17 protein-coding genes are annotated in these 16,403 nt (G+C 71.6%); 4 read left to right on the plus strand and 13 right to left on the minus strand.

The window, feature by feature from the left end:
• Positions 1 to 2 precede the first annotated feature (2 nt).
• The 3 genes from hisB to hisD are packed head-to-tail and all read right to left on the minus strand — an operon-like array spanning position 3 to position 3,030.
• Complete coding sequence (gene hisB, locus A4R44_RS08350) at positions 3 to 602, minus strand: imidazoleglycerol-phosphate dehydratase HisB (protein WP_067577869.1); 600 nt, start codon at positions 600 to 602, stop codon at positions 3 to 5.
• Entirely contained in the window at positions 599 to 1,708 is a 1,110-nt protein-coding gene (locus A4R44_RS08355; RefSeq protein ID WP_067577871.1) for a histidinol-phosphate transaminase, read from the minus strand. The genes hisB and A4R44_RS08355 overlap by 4 nt, the downstream gene beginning before the upstream one ends.
• Positions 1,705 to 3,030, minus strand: coding sequence for a histidinol dehydrogenase (gene hisD / locus A4R44_RS08360; protein ID WP_067577873.1), 1,326 nt, complete (start codon positions 3,028 to 3,030; stop codon positions 1,705 to 1,707). Before hisD ends, A4R44_RS08355 begins: the two co-directional genes overlap by 4 nt.
• An 84-nt stretch (positions 3,031 to 3,114) precedes the next feature.
• On the opposite strand from hisD, the gene A4R44_RS08365 reads away from it, so the two are divergent.
• Entirely contained in the window at positions 3,115 to 3,909 is a 795-nt protein-coding gene (locus A4R44_RS08365; protein WP_067577875.1) for a carbon-nitrogen hydrolase family protein, read from the plus strand.
• On the opposite strand, the gene A4R44_RS08370 is transcribed toward A4R44_RS08365, so the two are convergent.
• The 5 genes from A4R44_RS08370 to eccB all read right to left on the minus strand — a co-directional run bounded on the left by A4R44_RS08370 (position 3,878) and on the right by eccB (position 7,530).
• Positions 3,878 to 4,294: a hypothetical protein gene (locus tag A4R44_RS08370; protein ID WP_067577877.1), complete on the minus strand. Its 417-nt coding sequence runs from the start codon at positions 4,292 to 4,294 to the stop codon at positions 3,878 to 3,880. The genes A4R44_RS08365 and A4R44_RS08370 overlap by 32 nt on opposite strands.
• Complete coding sequence (locus tag A4R44_RS08375) at positions 4,288 to 4,722, minus strand: toll/interleukin-1 receptor domain-containing protein (RefSeq protein ID WP_067577879.1); 435 nt, start codon at positions 4,720 to 4,722, stop codon at positions 4,288 to 4,290. The genes A4R44_RS08370 and A4R44_RS08375 overlap by 7 nt, the downstream gene beginning before the upstream one ends.
• A 41-nt stretch (positions 4,723 to 4,763) precedes the next feature.
• Positions 4,764 to 5,417, minus strand: coding sequence for a response regulator transcription factor (locus A4R44_RS08380; protein WP_067577881.1), 654 nt, complete (start codon positions 5,415 to 5,417; stop codon positions 4,764 to 4,766).
• Positions 5,414 to 6,034, minus strand: a complete 621-nt coding sequence (locus A4R44_RS08385; protein ID WP_232791542.1) for a response regulator transcription factor — start codon at positions 6,032 to 6,034, stop codon at positions 5,414 to 5,416. Before A4R44_RS08385 ends, A4R44_RS08380 begins: the two co-directional genes overlap by 4 nt.
• 89 nt (positions 6,035 to 6,123) lie before the next feature.
• The gene (gene eccB, locus A4R44_RS08390) at positions 6,124 to 7,530 is read right to left on the minus strand and encodes a type VII secretion protein EccB (RefSeq protein ID WP_067577883.1); all 1,407 of its coding nucleotides are present in this window, start codon (positions 7,528 to 7,530) and stop codon (positions 6,124 to 6,126) included.
• Between the two features lie 152 nt (positions 7,531 to 7,682).
• On the opposite strand from eccB, the gene A4R44_RS08395 reads away from it, so the two are divergent.
• Positions 7,683 to 8,765 carry a type VII secretion protein EccE gene (locus tag A4R44_RS08395; RefSeq protein WP_095213234.1) on the plus strand — a complete coding sequence of 361 codons (1,083 nt, stop codon included), beginning with the start codon at positions 7,683 to 7,685 and terminating at the stop codon, positions 8,763 to 8,765.
• A 28-nt stretch (positions 8,766 to 8,793) separates the two neighbouring features.
• Here the strand turns inward: A4R44_RS08395 and A4R44_RS08400 are convergent, their stop codons facing one another.
• From A4R44_RS08400 to A4R44_RS08415, 4 genes are read right to left on the minus strand one after another with little or no spacing between them, the layout of a single operon-like run.
• Positions 8,794 to 9,723, minus strand: a complete 930-nt coding sequence (locus A4R44_RS08400) for a sugar phosphate isomerase/epimerase (RefSeq protein WP_067577885.1) — start codon at positions 9,721 to 9,723, stop codon at positions 8,794 to 8,796.
• 14 nt (positions 9,724 to 9,737) lie between these two features.
• Positions 9,738 to 11,237: a GMC oxidoreductase gene (locus A4R44_RS08405; RefSeq protein ID WP_232791528.1), complete on the minus strand. Its 1,500-nt coding sequence runs from the start codon at positions 11,235 to 11,237 to the stop codon at positions 9,738 to 9,740.
• Positions 11,234 to 12,166: a sugar phosphate isomerase/epimerase gene (locus A4R44_RS08410; RefSeq protein ID WP_067577887.1), complete on the minus strand. Its 933-nt coding sequence runs from the start codon at positions 12,164 to 12,166 to the stop codon at positions 11,234 to 11,236. The genes A4R44_RS08405 and A4R44_RS08410 overlap by 4 nt, the downstream gene beginning before the upstream one ends.
• On the minus strand, positions 12,163 to 13,311 hold the full coding sequence (locus A4R44_RS08415) for a Gfo/Idh/MocA family protein (protein WP_067577889.1): 1,149 nt from the start codon (positions 13,309 to 13,311) through the stop codon (positions 12,163 to 12,165). The genes A4R44_RS08410 and A4R44_RS08415 overlap by 4 nt, the downstream gene beginning before the upstream one ends.
• Positions 13,312 to 13,463: 152 nt before the next feature.
• Here A4R44_RS08415 and A4R44_RS08420 point away from each other — a divergent pair, with 152 nt between their 5' ends.
• Entirely contained in the window at positions 13,464 to 14,690 is a 1,227-nt protein-coding gene (locus A4R44_RS08420; protein WP_093576034.1) for an ROK family transcriptional regulator, read from the plus strand.
• Between the two features lie 124 nt (positions 14,691 to 14,814).
• On the plus strand, positions 14,815 to 16,092 hold the full coding sequence (locus tag A4R44_RS08425; RefSeq protein WP_067577891.1) for an MFS transporter: 1,278 nt from the start codon (positions 14,815 to 14,817) through the stop codon (positions 16,090 to 16,092).
• A gap of 32 nt (positions 16,093 to 16,124) precedes the next feature.
• On the opposite strand, the gene A4R44_RS08430 is transcribed toward A4R44_RS08425, so the two are convergent.
• On the minus strand, positions 16,125 to 16,391 hold the full coding sequence (locus A4R44_RS08430; RefSeq protein ID WP_232791529.1) for a hypothetical protein: 267 nt from the start codon (positions 16,389 to 16,391) through the stop codon (positions 16,125 to 16,127).
• Between the last annotated feature and the right edge of the window lie 12 nt (positions 16,392 to 16,403).

Here is a 16,403-nt window from a genome sequence, read left to right on the forward strand (position 1 = left end):
CGCTAAAGCACGCCCTTCGTGGACGGAATCCCGCCCGCCCGCGGATCCGGTTCCGTGGCCGCCCGCAACGCCCTCGCCACGGCCTTGTACTCCGCCTCCGCGATGTGGTGCGGGTCGCGGCCGTGGATGACCCGGACGTGCAGGGCGATCTGCGCGTGGAACGCCAGCGAGTCGAAGACGTGCCGGGTCAGGACGAACGGGTAGTTGTTGCCGATGGCGAAGGCGTTGAACTGCTCCGGTTCTCCCACGTGCACGCAGTACGGCCGGCCGGAGACGTCGATCGCGGCGTGCGCGAGGGTTTCGTCCATCGGGATCCACGCGTCGCCGAACCGGCGGATGCCGCTCTTGTCGCCGAGGGCCTGGCGCAGCGCCTGGCCGAGCACGATCGCGGTGTCCTCGACGGTGTGGTGCGCGTCGATGTGGACGTCGCCGGTCGCGTCGACCTTCAGGTCCAGCGAGCCGTGCACGCCGAAGGCGGTGAGCATGTGGTCGTAGAACGGCACCCCGGTGGCGATCTCCACCTGCCCGGTCCCGTCGAGGTCCAGCTGGACCAGGATGGACGATTCCTTGGTGGTGCGCTCCACCTTGCCGACGCGGCTCATCGCTGGACTTCCTTGCTCGCTTCGAGGAAAGCGTCGTTCTCTTCCGGGGTGCCCACGGTCACCCGCAGGTGCCCTTCGATGCCCACGTCCCGGATCAGCACGCCGTGGTCCAAATAGGACTGCCAGCTGGCCGCCGCGTCGCCGAACTGTCCGAAGAGGACGAAGTTGGCGTCGCTTGGCACCGGGGTGAATCCCAAGCCCAGCAAGGCTTCCACGACGCGGTCGCGTTCGGCGGAGAGCCGGTGCACCGACGCGAGGGTGGCGTCGGCGTGCCGGAGGGCGGCGCGGGCGGCCGCCTGGGTGAGTTCGGAAAGGTGGTAGGGCAGCCGGACGAGCTGCAGCGCGTCCACGATGGCCGGCGCGGCGGCGAGATAGCCCAGCCGTCCGCCCGCGAAGGCGAACGCCTTGCTCATCGTGCGCGACACGATCAGCTTCGCCGGGTACTCCGCGATCAGCTCGATCGCGCTGGCCTGCGAAGAGAACTCCGCGTACGCCTCGTCCACCACGACGATCCCCGGAGCCGCGTCGAGCACGCCGCGCAGCTGCTCCAGCGGGATCGACCCGCCGGTGGGGTTGTTCGGGCTGGTCACGAACACGATGTCCGGCTTCCGCTCGGCGACCGCCTTGGCCGCCTGCTCGGTGTCGAGCGAGAAGTCCGCGCGGCGCGGCACCGGCAGCCAGTCGGTGCGCGTGCCGGTGGCGATGATCGGGTGCATCGAGTACGACGGCTCGAAGCCCAGCGCGGTGCGCCCGGGACCGCCGAACGCCTGCAGGATCTGCTGCAGGATCTCGTTCGACCCGTTCGCCGCCCACACGTTGGCCTCGGAAAGCACGACCCGGGTGGACACGGTGAGGTAGTCCGCCAGATCGGTGCGCAGCGCCACCGCGTCGCGGTCCGGGTACCGGTGCAGCGACGCGGCTTCGGCACGCACGGCCTCGGCGACGTCGTCGACCAGCTCGGGCGGCGGCGGGTACGGGTTTTCGTTGGTGTTGAGCCGGATCGGGACGTCCAGCTGCGGCGCGCCGTACGGGGTGCGGCCCTGCAGGTCTTCGCGCAGCGGGAGTTCGGCGAGGGTGACCTCGCCGCCGGGGGTGGCTTCGTTCATCGGCCGTCTCCTTCGAAACGTGCGGTGACGGCTTCGCCGTGCGCGGGCAGGTCTTCGGCTTCGGAGAGCGCGACGACGCGGGGGGCGATCTCGCGCAGGGCGTCCTCGGAGTAGTCCACGACGTGGATCCCCTTCAGGAAACTCTGCACCGACAGGCCCGAGGAATGCCGGGCGAACCCGCCGGTGGGCAGCACGTGGTTCGAGCCCGCGCAGTAGTCGCCCAGCGAAACCGGGGCGTACGCGCCGACGAAAACCGCCCCGGCGTTGCGTACCCGCGCGGCCACTTCGCGGGCGTTCGCGGTCTGGATTTCCAGGTGCTCCGCGGCATACGCGTCCACGACGCGCAGTCCGTCGTCCACAGTGGACACCAGGATGATGCCGGACTGCTTTCCGCCCAGCGCCTGGCCGACCCGCTCCGAGTGCTTCGTCGCGGAGACGCGCGCGGCCAGCTCTGCCTCGACCGCTCCGGCCAGCTCTTCGGACGTGGTCACCAGGACGCTCGCGGCCAGCGGGTCGTGCTCGGCCTGGCTGATCAGGTCGGCGGCGACGTGCGCCGGGTCGGCCGTCTCGTCGGCGAGGATCGCGATCTCGGTCGGACCGGCCTCGGAGTCGATGCCGATGACGCCGCGGACCAGGCGTTTGGCCGCGGTGAGGAAGATGTTGCCCGGACCGGTGACGATGTCCACCGGGGCCAGTTCGGTGCCGTCGGTGTCGACGCCGCCGTAGGCGACCAGCGCGACCGCCTGCGCGCCGCCGGCCGCCCAGACCTCGTCCACGCCGAGCAGCGCGGCCGCGGCCAGGATCGTCGGGTGCGGCCGCCCGCCGAACGCGGCCTGCGGCGGCGAGCACACGACCAGCGAGCGCACGCCGGCCAGCTGCGCCGGGACGACGTTCATCACCACGGTCGACGGGTACACCGCCAGCCCGCCCGGCGCGTACAGGCCGACGCGGTCGACCGGCACCCAGCGCTCGGTGACCGTGCCGCCGGGGACCACCTGCGTCGTGACGTCCTGGCGGCGCTGGTCCGCGTGCACCTTCCGGGCGCGCTTGATGGACTCCTCCAGCGCGGCGCGGACCTGCGGGTCCAGCTCGGACAGTGCCTTCGACAGCTCCTCGGCGGGCACCCGGACTGTCTCCGGGCGCACCTTGTCGAACCGCTCGGTGAACTCAAGGACCGCTTCGACCCCGCGGTCTCGCACCGCCTCGACGACCGGCCGGACCTGATGCAGCGCCGCGTCCACGTCGTACTCGGCGCGCGGAAGCGCGGCACGGAGCTCGGCAGCGGAGGGGACCTGCCCGCGCAGGTCGGTGCGGTTCAACATGGACACCAGGGTACGAGGTGGCCCGCGCGCTCCCGGCAGGGATACTCGATGCCGACCCGCTGTCCCCGGACCAGGGAGGCTCGTGTGCCCCGGATCGCGTTGTGCCAGCTCAACTCGGGCGACGACCCGGACGAAAACCTGAAAACGGTTCGCTCCGGCGTGGCGGCCGCGGCCGCCGCCGGAGCCCGCGTGGTGGTGTTCCCGGAGGCGGCGATGGCCCGCTTCGGCCGCCCGCTCGCCCCGGTCGCGCAGCAGCTGGACGGCCCGTGGGCCGCCGCGGTGGCCTCGATCGCCGCGGAGCACGACGTGCTGGTGATCGCCGGGATGTTCACGCCGGCGGACAACGGGCGGGTGCGGAACACGCTGCTGGTCACCGGGCTGGGGCAGCATCTGGGATACGACAAGATCCATCTGTACGACGCGTTCGGATTCGCCGAATCGGATACCGTCGCGCCGGGTTCGCAGGTCGTGACGTTCTCCGCCGAAGGGACCGTGTTCGGGGTCGCTACCTGCTACGACCTGCGGTTCCCGGAGCTGTTCCGGCGGCTGGCCGACGACGGGGCGGACGTGGTGGCGGTTCCGGCTTCCTGGGGCGCGGGGGCCGGGAAGCGAGAGCAGTGGGAGGTCCTGGTGCGGGCACGGGCGCTGGACTCCGGGTGCTGGGTGGCGGCTTGCGGGCAGGCTGATCCGGCCGCGACCGGCACGGAGGTCAATCCGAAGGCGCCGACGGGGATCGGCTATTCGCTGGTGGCGGACGGGTTCGGCCGCGTGCAGGCGCAGGCTGGGGCCGGGGCGGAGATGCTGGTGGTGGACGTCGATCCGGAGGTCGCGGGGAAGGCGCGGGCGGCTACCGGAGCGGTGGCCAACCGGCGGTTGTAGCGGGGATCAGCTCCGCTGGTGGCGCTGGAACGCTTCGAGGGCACGATCGAACCGGGCTGACGCCGGCTCGGTCGCGGAACTCGTAGACGAAAGATCTCAGCCGTTCCACGAGCTGGTCGGCGTAGCGGGCGAGGGCGGCGAAGACTTCGTGCGCTTCATCCGACGGGGTGGCGTAGCCGCGGAGCCGATAGGACCATTCCAGGAAGGACTGATAGACGGCGACGTACCGGCTGGCCAGGTGAATTATTCTCGGCACGTCCCGGGCTTCGCCTGGCGCCCCGAACGCGGAGAGATGCGCGTTGCCGGAAAGCACCGCGGCGAAGTTCCTGGTCACGCTGATCACTGTCGCGAGTTCCCATCCGGCGGGGCGTTCGCCGATCAGCACCGTGGCTTCGTGCTCGTTGCGCGGAACGTAGCCGGTGAACCCGCCGCCGCGGCGCTGCCAGTTTCGTGCAGATCGCGCTCGCGACGCCGCTCGTCCCGACGAGGTTTCCGTCCAGGTAGCTGATGCTGTCCCGGACCCCGTCGAGCTGGGTCGCGGCCAAGCGCACCGGAAGCAAATACGGTTCCGGCTGATCGATCGCCCGCACCAGCACGCTCGAACCTCGTCCACGGTTTGGCCGCGTAATGCCGGGAAACGAACATCACGGCGTACCGCGCGCGTTCTTCGTAAATCTTCGGCAGGTACTCGGTCAGGTCTTCGCCCCAGAGCGCAACCTGCTCGTCCTGGTCGGAGAACACCTGATAACCGGCTTCGGCCACCTCTCGGACGACAGCCTCGACGAACTCGCGGTCTTCCCCGGCGAACGACACCGCGAGGTCGTAGTCGCAGGCCCGGGCCGGATCTCTCGCCCTCAGCGCAGCAGCCCTTCCCGGATCGCCACTCGCACGAACCCCGCCCTGCGCCGCTCCCCCGTCTTGTCCCGGATCCGGTCCAGGTACGAGCGCACCGTCCGGACGCTGATGTCCAGGATCTCCGCGACGTCGACGTCCCGCTCCCCCGCCGCCACCAGGCGCAGGACCTGCTTTTCCCGTTCCGACAGCACGATCTTCGGCCCCGCGTGCCGTTCGTCGCTGTCCTGGATGATCATCCCGGCCAAGGTCGGCGAGACGTACGCGTTGTCCTCCGCGATCGTCCGGATCGCGCGGAGCAGTTCGTCCCCGTCCACGTCCTTCGACAGGAAGCCCTTCGCCCCGGCTTGCATCGCGCCGAGGACCTCGGGCTGTTCCGCGTGCGCGGACACCACGAGCACCTTGTGCCCCATCTGCCCCACTTCGAGCACCGCGGCCGCGTCCTGGACGCCGCGCAGTTTCAGGTCGAGCACGACCACGCTGCCCTTCGGCTGGTCCTGCACCGCGAACCGGGCCACGGAATCGGCTACCGCGCCCAGTTCGACGTCCGGGGCCTCGTTCAGCACGCGCGCGACCGCGTCCCGGTACAGCGGGTGGTCTTCGATCACCCCGACCTGGATGGGTCCGCTCCGGCGCCGCCCCTCGTCGGCTTTCACGTCACTGTTTCCTTCCCCACCAGGCCGCGGCGGATCGCTTCCTTCACCAGGCCGGGGCGCCGCCGTTCGCCGGTCTTGTCGCGGATCCGGTCGAGGTAGCCGCGCACGGTGCGGACGCCGATGCCAAGGATCCGCGCGATGTCGACGTCCCGTTCGCCCGCCGCGACGAGCCGCAGCACCTGCACTTCGCGCGGCGACAGCTCCATTTCCGGCCGCGTGACCGGGCGGTCGGTGTTGTCCTTGATGATCATTCCGGCGACCACGGCCGACACGTACGCGCCGCCGCCCGCGACCGCGCGGATGGCGATCAGCAGCTCGTCGACGTCGACGTCCTTGGACAGGAATCCCTTGGCCCCGGCGGCGATCGCGGCCAGCACCGTCTCCGGCTCGGCTTGCGCGGACACGACCAGCACGTGATGGCCCAGCTCGGCGACCTCCAGCACGGCGGCCGCGCCGGCGACGCCAGGCAGGCCGAGGTCGAGCAGCACGACGCTCCCGGCGGGCTGACGCGCGACGTGGAAGCGGGCGACCGAATCGACCACCGCGCCCAGTTCGACGTCCGGGGCCTCGACGAGGACGCGTTCCACCGAACGGCGGTACAGCGGGTGGTCTTCGATGACGGCGACCTGGACACGGCCGGGAGCCGGGGATTCGGGGTGGTCCGGTACGTCGCTGGATCGCTGCGCTGTCGTGGTCACCGGCTCGCTCACCCCGTTCCCGCAGGCTGCCCGGCCGCGGCGGGATCCAGCGCGGGACCGGTCGGCATCAGCGCGAGAAGCCCGCCCGCGACCGGATGCCCGGACCCCGAACCGTAGCCCAGCGACGCGAGCGCCGTCCCGTTCGCCACCGGATATTTTCGTCCTGTGTCCGTGACGAGATAAATCGTGCCGGACCCGGGATCGGTCGCGACCGCGCCGCGCGAGGGCGGAACGTAGACGACGTCCGCGACCCGGGCGTCGGTCCGGCTCTGCACCGGCAGCGCGCGGGCGCCGGGCGGGACCGGCAAGTCCGCCGAGACCGTCACGCGGCCGTTCTGCGCGCACAGGGTCACCGCGCTGCCGGTGATCGGCGCTTTCCCGGGGATCCGGTCCGGGTACGCCGCCGGATCCGCGCCGCCGGAGCGGGATTCGCTCACCTTCTTCACCGAAGCGACGTCCGCGGCGCGCACCCGCGCCGGTTCCGGACGGCCCGGATACGCCGGTTCGTTCGCCGGGGTCGTGACGAGCAGCGCGGCCTCGGTCTGGCCGACGGGTGCGAGACCGTCCGGGCGGACGAGGTAGTAGGTCGAGGCGTCGGCGGGCCCGGCCATCGGGTCGACGACCGACAGCACCTGGCCGACGCGCGTCTCCTGCGTGCCGACGCGCGGACCGCGGTTTCCCGCGCCGTCGACGGGGATCTCGCCGAGATCGCGGCCGGCGGGCACGGTGTCGATCCAGCGCGCGGACACGGCGATCGTCGGATAGCTGTCGAATTGCAGGGCCGCCGCGGCTTCGTCGCTCAGCCGGTACCGGTGGCCGCCCGCGAGCAGGAACCGGCCGCCCTGCGGGACGCGGACGATCACGCCCGAATCGCGCGGCAGCTCGACCCCGGACGCGGCCGGTTCCAGCAGCACGGCGACAAGCGGTTCCGCCGAAGCGGGCGCGTCCTGGGTGGTGCGGCTGCAACTCGCCCACGGGGTGGCGATCAGCGTGCTGGGCAAGGAATCCGGCGCGCCGACGATGCCGATCTGGGTGCCGCGCGGGGCCGTGCCGAGCTTCTCGGCGGGCACGGTGACGGTCTCATGGCCGTTGCCGCCGGCCAGCAGCCGGGCGGACGCGTAGTTGAGGACCGGGTGCACCGCGCCGTCCGCGCCGAGCACGAAACGCGCCCCGCTGTCCTCTTCGACGATCACCTTGCCGCCGGCCAGCCAGTCCTTCCCGCCGGACGGGCTGACCAGGCCGATCACCCCGAACACCGCGGTCACGAGCAGGGCCGCGCCGACGCCGAGCAGCGTGCCGAGCACGAGACGGCGGCTGGGCGAGACCGGATGGTTGGCGTCCGCCGCGACGAGCGCGGACACGAGACGGCGGCGCAGGAACTGATACGCCTGGATCTGGTCCCGCTGCGTCCACACGCTGTCCCGGCCCCCTGGAGATCACATCCGCTTCCCGCGCAGGCTAGAGCGCTCCCCGGACGCGCACGAGGGTAATTTTTACGCCCACGCGCCCGCGCGGGGACGCTAGCGTTCGCGGGGCCGGGTCGCTGCCCGGGGGAGAGGGGAATGCGTTGTCCGTGTCCGCGCCGCCTGCCCCGGCTCATGCCCGCACCCCCGGGACCGCCGGGATTCCGGGCACCGCGCCGTGGCCGTGGCTGCTGCCGATCCGCCCGGTGCAGGCGGCCGGGTGGGAGATCGCCGCGCTGGCGCTGCTGCTCGCGTTCACCGTGCCCGGCCTGGCCCAGCCGATGCGGATCACCGTCGCCGCGCTGGCCGGACTGCTGGTGGTGACGACGTCGGTGCGAGTCGCCGGACGGCATTTCGCCTGCTGGGCGTGGACGTGGCTCGCGCATCGCCTGCGTCGCCACGACAGCCGCCGCGACAGCCCGGACGCCTTGCTGCGCATCGCCGGTCCGGTGAAGGTGCGTCAGCACGTCGACCGCGCGGGCAACCGATTCGGCGTCGCCGAGGTCGAGGGCGGCTGGAGCGCGATCGTCCGCCTCACGCCTGGCGCCGGGGAGCCTTCGACGGACGAACTGCTGGCCGTCCTCCGCACGACATTCCAGAACACGGACATCCCGCTGGCCGCCGTGCAGCTGCTGACGTGGGCGGTGCCAAGGGATTCGCAGGTGTACCGGGTGCGCTGGCTCGCGGTGCGCTACCGGCCGGAGGACGCGCCGATCGCCGCCCTCGCCCGCGGCGGCGGCGAGCTGGGGGCGCTGCGGAGCACGGCGAGTGCGGCGTTGAGCTTGATGGTGGCGCTCGCGGAGGCGGGCTACCCGTCGACCGTGCTGGAGGCTGGCGAGCTGACCAACGAACTTCGGGTGGCGCTGGGCGTTTCGACCGGAAACCCGGAGTCCGACGGGGATTTCTGGCGCGCGTGGAAGTGGGGCGGGCTCGCGCAGACGTGTTACTCGCCACGGTCTTCACGGGGTCTCGCCCGGACGGTGGCGGTGGCGGTGCCGGAGGCGGCGTTCACCGCCACGTCGGCGACTTTGCGGCGGACGCCGGGCGGGCGGGAGAAGCTGGAGCTGACCGTCCGGGTGGGCACGAGGGCCGAGGAAGCGCCGGTGCCGCAAGGGATTTCGGTGGTTCCGCTGCATGGCGGGCATGCGGCGGCGGTGCGGCGGACGTTGCCGCTCGCCCTCACCTGAGGTCCAAGCGGGGCGAGCGGCACCGCCGTCAGACGGCCGGGAAGTTGCTCTCGACCCACTTCCAGCTGGCCCGTGCGCTGGCCAGCGGTTCCATCGACGGACGGTCGACCTCCACGACGATCCAGCCGCCGAACGCGTCCGGCAGTTCGCCGAGGTACTCCAGCAGCGGCACGCCGCCGAGTCCCGGTTCGAGGAACAGATCGTCGGTCGAACGGGTGTAGGGCCCGGGTTCGGCCCGCAGCCGGCGGACGCGGTCGACGTCGAGGTCCTTGAGATGCAGGGCGGCGATCCGGTCGCGGTGCTCGCGCAGCATTCCGCGGACGTCCGCGCCCGCCCAGAAGAGGTGCCCGAGGTCGAATCCCGCCCCGAGCACGGACTCGGGAATCGCGGCGAGCACGTGCTCGATCTCCTCCCGCGTCTCGACCCAGGAGCCGACGTGGTTGTGGAACGCGGGCCGGATCCCTTCCGCGGTCAGGATTTCCGCCGCCCGGCCGAGGAGGTCGGTGTAGCGCTCCAGCCGCGCCCGGTCGAAGGCGTGGCCCACGCCCGCCGCCTCGTCGAAGCGGGGCATGCCGCCGCCGGTGACCATCTCGGCGGAAAGGAAGAGCGTGTCGAGGCCGAGCGCGTGGGTTTCGTCGGCGCGCCGGCGCACGCCGTCGAACCAGCGGAACTCCGCGGCCGAACCCGGTTCGAGCGTCACGCCGTGCGATTCGGGCAGCGGGACCTGCAGATAGCCGGGGGCCGCCCGCAGGCCGTTCTCGGCGAGAAGCTCGCGATAGGCCCGGATGGTCTGGGTGGGGAGGACTTCCATCATGACCGCGGCGAACCCGGATTCGGCGGCCTCGGCAAGCACCCGCGGCTGCTTGCCGAGGAAAGCCGGGTCGTCGTACTCCCAGCCCTTGGCCAGGTCGGTCCACTGCAGGGTGTTGATGGCGAACTGGGAACGGTCGAGCGTCATGGAAACTCCCGTCTTCAGCCGAGCGCGGCCGTCACGGCGCGGGCCGCGCGCACGGCGGTGGTCATGCCGGTCAAGGTCGAGTTGCAGACCAGGGCGGTGGGCACGACGCCGTTGCCTGCCACGAAAAGGTTGTCGAAGCCCCACACCCGGCAGTCCGGGTCGCAGACGCTGGACCCGTCGTCGGCGGGCCCCATCCGGACCGTTCCGGTGAAGTGCAGCGAGCATCCCGGGTCCAGCAGCGCCGATTCGGTCGCCGGGTCGAACGAGCCGAGCGCGTCGCCGAGCGCCTGCTGCGTGCGCCGGGCCTGCTCGATGAGCTCGCGGTCGCGGCCGGACCAGCCGAACCGGACGGAGATGCGCGGCATGCCCATCGCGTCGGTCTCCTCGGCGGAGAACTCCAGCCGGTTGTCCGCCTTGACCTCGGTCGGGATGTAGAGGCTCGTCCCGACCTGGCAGGCCAGCCGCGTGCCGTCCTCGGCGGTGAACGCCTGGACGCCGATCTGGGCCTGGAACGGTTGCGCGGCCCCGCTGTGCGGCTGCCAGTAGTGCCCGATCATGATCTCGCCGTCGGCTTGCGCGGGCAGCGCGGACAGGTCGAACCCGAGCCGCCGCGGATCGGCGAGCACGCGTCCGGTGAGGAAGGCGTGTTCGTTGAGGTAGCGGCCCAGCGCGGGCGGCCGGATCCCGGAGGCGAACAGCAGCTGGGGGCTGCGCATGGTGTCGGCGCAGACCACAGTGGCAGCTGCCCGGATCTCTCGCGTGGCGCCGGTCCGCACGTCCTGCACGACGGCGCCGCGCACCTTGCCACCCTCGTGGATCAGCCGGATCGCGCGCGTCTCGGTCAGGAGGGTGAAGCACGGATCCGTCGCGGCGTCGGCGATCGGCGGGAAGATCACGTTGGGCCCGGTGCGGCGAAGCACCCCCGCGGCGTCTCGCTGAGCCGCCATCGGCATCGGCTGGACGCTGCGGCCGGGGGCGTCGACGTCGGCGAAGAGCTTCTCGATCGTCGCGGTCACCACGCTCCCGGCCTCGGTGTCCGGGAAGGGATTCCGGTTGACCCGCAGCAGTTCGGCTGCCCGGTCGAGGTCGCTCCGCCATTCTTCGGAGTCCGCGAAGGACGGTATCTCCTCGCCCCACGGAGCGGGGGTGGCGGCCGTCCAATGAACGCCCATTCCGCCCGCGTTCCAGGCGATCGACGCGGCGGGCATCTCCGCGGCGTCCTCGCCGAGCGACGTGAGGTGGTACATGCCGGGCTCGACATCGGCGAGCGAGCCGCCGACGTCCGCGGTCGGCCCGACGCCGGTGTAGAACCCCTGGATGCCGGAGGCGACGCGCTGGTTGTAGCGCTCCCAGATCTCAGCGTCAGCGACGTCGTGCAGGTGCTGGCCCGGGGTCGGGCCGATCACCGGACCGCCGTCGGCGATCACGATGCGGACGGCCGGGCCGGCGTCGCGCAGTTCGCGGGCGACGGCGGCGCCCATGAGCCCGCCGCCGACGATGAGCACGTCGTTCACGCTTCCTCCGGGGTTTCGATCACGTGCGGCCGCAGCGTCCGGTGCGCGATTTCGAGCCCGCGCGTGACCCGCCCGGGAGTGCCGCCCCAGACCGGATCCTCGTGCTCGACCGAGAGCGTGCCGTCGAACCCGTGCTCGTGCAGCCGGTCGACGACCTTCGCCCAGTCGACCTGGCCGAGGCCGGGGATCCGGTAGCGCCACCAGCCGGTCTCCCACGGGTCGTTCTTGGCGGTCTTGCCGAAGAAGCCGTAGCGCTGCCGGGCGCGGGGATCCAGTTCGACGTCCTTGGCCTGGGCGTGCAGGATGCGGCCGGCGTACGGGGCGATGGTCTCCACCGGGTCGATGCCGATCCAGGTGAGGTGCGAGGGATCCCAGTTCAGGTACAGGCCCAGCCCGAACATCCACTCCCACAGCTCGGGCGAGTAGGCGAGATTGCCCGGATAGCCGTCCGGATGCCAGCCCTCCATCACGCAGTTCTCGACGATCAGCCGGACCCCGCGCTCCCCCGCGTACTCGACCAGCGCCGGGAAGACAGTCTCGGCCTCGGCCTGGTTCTCCCGGACCGACCGGCCCGGGTCCCGTCCGACGAAGGTGCCGACCAGCCCGGTACCGAGCGCCTGCGCGGCGTCGATCGACGCTCGCAGATGAGCGTGGATTTCCGCGCGCCGCAACGGATCCGGATGCAGGTTGTTCTCGTAGTAGGCCAGTGCGGAAATGCTGAGGCGGTGGCGCGCCATCAGCTCCTGGGTCCGCTCCGCCTGTTCCGGCCCGAAATCGGCCACCGGCAGGTGGGAGGCTTCGAAATCGCGGCCGCCGGTCGAGGGCCAGCAGGCCACTTCGAGTGCTTCGTACCCCGCGCCCGCGGCCCACTTCGCGATCCGGTCGAGGTCCCATCCGGGGAGGCACGCGGTCAGCATTCCGAGTTTCATCGTTCCACCTTCGTCCACGATCCCTCACGGGCCGAGCGCAGCACCGCGTCGACCAGCCGCGCCGAACGCAACCCGTCCGCGAAGCCCGGCAGTCCTTCCGGCGCGTCTCCGTCGATGGCCGCGTAGGTGTCGGCGACGAACGCTTCGAAGCACTGGGCGTAGCCCTGCGCGTGCCCGGCGGGCAACTGCGACAGCCTGCGTTGTTCCGCAGAGCCGGTTCCGTTGTCCCGCACCACGATCCGGGATTCGTCCGCGCCGCCCAGCCAGATCGACTCGGGCGTCTCCTGGTCGAAGACCGCGCTGCCGAGGGAGCCGTCGAGTTCGAGCCACAGCCGGTTCTTCCGTCCTGCGGCGACCTGGGAGATCGTCGTCGAGGCCAGCACTCCCGATTCGGTGCGCAGCAGCAGCGTCGCGGAGTCCTCGGTCCGCACCGGGACCCGGGCTCCCGAACCGGAACCGGTGAAGCTGGCCCCGCCCGCGCCCGGCCGGTCGGGCACGGCGACCGAGGTCGCGGCGGTCAGTTCGGCGAACGGGTCGCCGGTGATCCACTCGACGAGGTCGCACCAGTGCGACCCGATGTCGGCGAACGCCCGGGACGGCCCGCCGGAGTCCGCGAAGACCCGCCAGCCCGACGCGTCGGGCGAGAGCATCCAGTCCTGCAGATAGCTCCCGTGCACCAGCAGCAGCCGGTCGCCGAGTTCGCCCGCCCGCACCCGGGCCCGCAGTTCGCGGACGATCGGGTGGTAGCGGTAGACGAACGGCACGGTGGCCACCAGCCCGCTTCGCTCGGCGAGACCGGCCATCCGCTGCGCCTGGCCGGCTGAAACGCCGAGGGGCTTCTCGCAGATCACGTGTTTTCCGGCCCGCAGCACGGCTTCGGCGTACTCGGCGTGGGTGGCGTTCGGAGTGCAGACGTGCACGACGTCGACCCGGTCGTCGTCGAGCACCTCGGCGAGGTCCCGGTATCCGGCGCGCACCTGCCATCGGCTCGCGACCTCGCGGGACCGCGCCGGGGTCGAGGCCAGCACCCCCGTCACCTCCGCACCCGCCAGCAGCGCGGCCCGGCGGTGCACGGCGGCGATCATCCCCGCGCCGAGCACGGCGACGCCTCGCCGGGGCTTTCCCTGGGGGTCCTGCTCCGCCATTGCTGTCCTTTCACCTGCGAAAACGTGGCTGGGGGTCTCACGCCCTGCTCCGTCGTAGCCCCACGCTAAGTCGCGGGTTTATGTCGGATCAAGTCAAAAATAAGTGCACTTTCAGTCAAAAATGCGGCCATTAATGGTCTACCATCCGGATCATGACCGATTGGGCTCCCGTCCGGCTCTCCTCCCCGCCCGCCCCGGAGGACGACGCCGCCGACCGGGCGCACAGCCAGATCCTCCGGCTCGTCGCGTCCGGTTCGGCGGACACGCGCGCGGCGCTCGTCCGCTCCACCGGTATGTCCAGGTCCACGCTGAACGGGCACCTGGACTCGCTGCTGCGCTCCCGTGTCCTCGCCGAATCGGGCACCGCGGCGCATGCCGGCCGCGGCCGCCCGGCGCACCGGCTCCGGCTCGCCGCGCGGGCGGGAGTGGTGCTGGCGGCGGACCTCGGCGCGCACAGCACCCGGGTCGCCGTCGCCGACACGGCGCAGACGATCCTCGCCGAGCAGCAGTTCCCGCTAGCGCTGGAGCAGGGCCCCGAAGCCGCGCTCGACGCGTTGACCGACCGGCTGCGCGAGCTGCTCCGCGAAGCCGAGGTCGAGCCCGGCGAGGTCACGGCGCTCGCCATGGGTCTGCCCGGCCCGGTCGACGCGCGGACCGGTTCCCCGGTGCGGCCGCCGATCATGCCCGGCTGGGACCGGTTCCCGGTCGGGCAGGTGATGGGCGAACGGCTTTCCTGCGCCGTGCTCGTCGACAACGACGTGAACCTGATGGCGCTCGGCGAGGCGCGAGCCCGGCCCGCCGAGGCGAATCCGTTGCTGTTCCTCAAGATCGGCACCGGGATCGGCGGCGGCCTCGTGCTCGCGGACGGGCGCATCCACCGCGGGTCCGACGGCGCGGCCGGGGACATCGGGCACGTCCGCGTCCCCGGCGACGACCACACCGTCTGCCAATGCGGCAACGTCGGCTGTGTCGAAGCCGTGGCCTCCGCCGGAGCGGTGCTCCGCCTCGTCCAGGCCGAACTGCCCGCACTGGAGTCCATTGAGGACCTCGCCCGCGCACTCCGCGACGGGGAACCGACGGTGGTGCGGCACATCCGCACCGCGGCCGGAACGATCGGCGAAGTCGTCGCGATGCTGGTGCACTTCTACAACCCCCGCACGATCGCCCTCGGCGGCCTGATCACCGCGGCGGGCGACGACGTCCTCGCCGGGATCCGCAGCGTCGTCTACCGGCGCGCGTTGCCGCTGGCCACCCGGAACCTGGTGCTGACGCACAGCGAACTCGGCAGGCACGCTGGCGTCGCGGGCGGGATCGTGTCGGCGGTGGAACACACGCTTTCGCCGTCCGGGATCCGGTCGCTGAAGGGAATCCGGGCTTGACAGCGCGCTTCGCCGAAGCGAACATCCTTGCTGTCTCACGCCCGAGAACGTCGGAACCGCCACCGCGGGTGGCGTCTGCGTCGCCCCGGCGACCCGCGGAACCGATCCCCTCTCGGAGAAAGCCATGACGCACACGGTCAGTGCGGACCGGTCCGTTCGCACCGCAGGCCCGAAGTTCGTCGTCGCCTACATCGCGGCGCTGCTCGGCTGTTACTTCGCCCTCATCACCCCGGCGTCGGTCACCGTCGCCCTCCGGCTCCAGCAGATCGACCCCGAGCACAAGGTCGGGGCCCTCGCGCTCGCGCTCGGCCTCGGCGCACTGCTCGCCGTCATCTCCAATCCGCTCTTCGGCCATCTGTCCGACCGCACCACGTCCCGGTTCGGGATGCGCAAACCCTGGCTGATCGTCGGCATCTTCGGCGGCACCGCGGGACTGCTCGTCGTCGCGTTCGCCACGACCACGACCACGGTCGTGCTCGGCTGGTGCCTGACCCAGGTCCTGTTCAACGCCGGACTCGCCGCGCTGGTGGCGCTGCTGCCCGACCAGATCCCGCCCGAACGGCGCGGCGTGGTGAGCGCGCTGATGGGCGTCTGCTTCCCGATCGCGATGATCGGCGGCAGCTTCGTCGCACAGGCCGTCGCCGGACTGCCGCCGTTCTGGATGTTCCTGCTTCCCGCGATCGCCGCGCCGATCACCGTCGTCATCCTGTGCGCCGTCCTGCCCGACCGGCGCCTCGACCCGGCCGCCCGCACTCCGTTCGCGAAGCGCGACATCGCCAGGATGTTCTCGTTCCGGCCCCGGCACAACCCGCCCTTCGCCTGGGCCTGCCTGATGGTTTTCCTGCTGTCCGCCGGGTTCTCGACTTTCACCACGTACCTGGTCTACTACCTGTCCGACGTGCTGGGCGTCGGCGGCGGCGAGATCGCGCACTCAGCGTTCGTCGTGAACCTGATCGCCTTCGGCATCGCACTGCCCGCGAGCCTGGCCGGCGGCTGGATCACCGACCGGTTCGGCAGGCGCGGGCTGATGATGATCTCGTCGGCGGTCATGCTGGCACTGGCGCTGGCGGTCATGATCGTCGCGCGGAGCGTCCCGATGCTCTATCTCAGCGCCGCGATCGCGGGAGTCGGCCTCGGCGGGTACTTCTGCGGCCATTTCGCGGTCCCGGCCGCGTTGCTGTCCGGGGACGGGGAGGCGGCTCGCGAGATGGGGGTGGTGAACATCGCTCTCACGCTGCCCAGTTCACTGGTTCCGGTCTACGGGCCCGCGCTGCTGTCGTTCGGTTCGAGCGCGAGCACGAACTATCCGGTGTTGTTCGGGTCGGGGGTGCTGGCTTGTCTGCTGGCGATTCCGGTGACGCGGAAGATCCACGGCCTCAACCGTGGTGTGGAACGTCCGTGAGGGGGTTCCCTTCACGGACCTGACAACCCGAGTCAGCCGGCGCGAAGGAGCCGCTCCAGTTCCGTCTCCGCCTCGCCGCTCCCCGCGTCCGACAGCCGCCGCAGCTCCCGCAGGTCGCGGTTCGCCACCGCCCGGCTGGTCAGCAAGCGTCCGGCGTGTTCGCTGCCCTCGTCGAGCAGTTCGGCCAGGTCGCCGCGGGTGTCGGCGAGGCGCTCCAGCGCGGTCTCGTCGCCCTCGTCGGCGAGCGCGCGCAGGGTGCCGTCATCGTGCTTCCCACCTTGCCCCAAGGACAAGGTCAAGCGCGATACTGG

The organism is Amycolatopsis sp. M39, from assembly GCF_001651785.1.
Taxonomy (GTDB): Bacteria; Actinomycetota; Actinomycetes; order Mycobacteriales; family Pseudonocardiaceae; genus Amycolatopsis; species Amycolatopsis rubida.

Bases quoted from the DNA above. Each gene is read 5' to 3' on its own strand.
- A4R44_RS08420 (WP_093576034.1), top strand. From the start codon at position 13,464: ATGACCGATTGGGCTCCCGTCCGGCTCTCCTCCCCGCCCGCCCCGGAG.
- A4R44_RS08415 (WP_067577889.1), bottom strand. From the start codon at position 13,311: ATGGCGGAGCAGGACCCCCAGGGAAAGCCCCGGCGAGGCGTCGCCGTG.
- A4R44_RS08425 (WP_067577891.1), top strand. From the start codon at position 14,815: ATGACGCACACGGTCAGTGCGGACCGGTCCGTTCGCACCGCAGGCCCG.
- A4R44_RS08400 (WP_067577885.1), bottom strand. From the start codon at position 9,723: ATGACGCTCGACCGTTCCCAGTTCGCCATCAACACCCTGCAGTGGACC.
- A4R44_RS08355 (WP_067577871.1), bottom strand. From the start codon at position 1,708: ATGAACGAAGCCACCCCCGGCGGCGAGGTCACCCTCGCCGAACTCCCG.
- hisD (WP_067577873.1), bottom strand. From the start codon at position 3,030: ATGTTGAACCGCACCGACCTGCGCGGGCAGGTCCCCTCCGCTGCCGAG.
- A4R44_RS08410 (WP_067577887.1), bottom strand. From the start codon at position 12,166: ATGAAACTCGGAATGCTGACCGCGTGCCTCCCCGGATGGGACCTCGAC.
- hisB (WP_067577869.1), bottom strand. From the start codon at position 602: ATGAGCCGCGTCGGCAAGGTGGAGCGCACCACCAAGGAATCGTCCATC.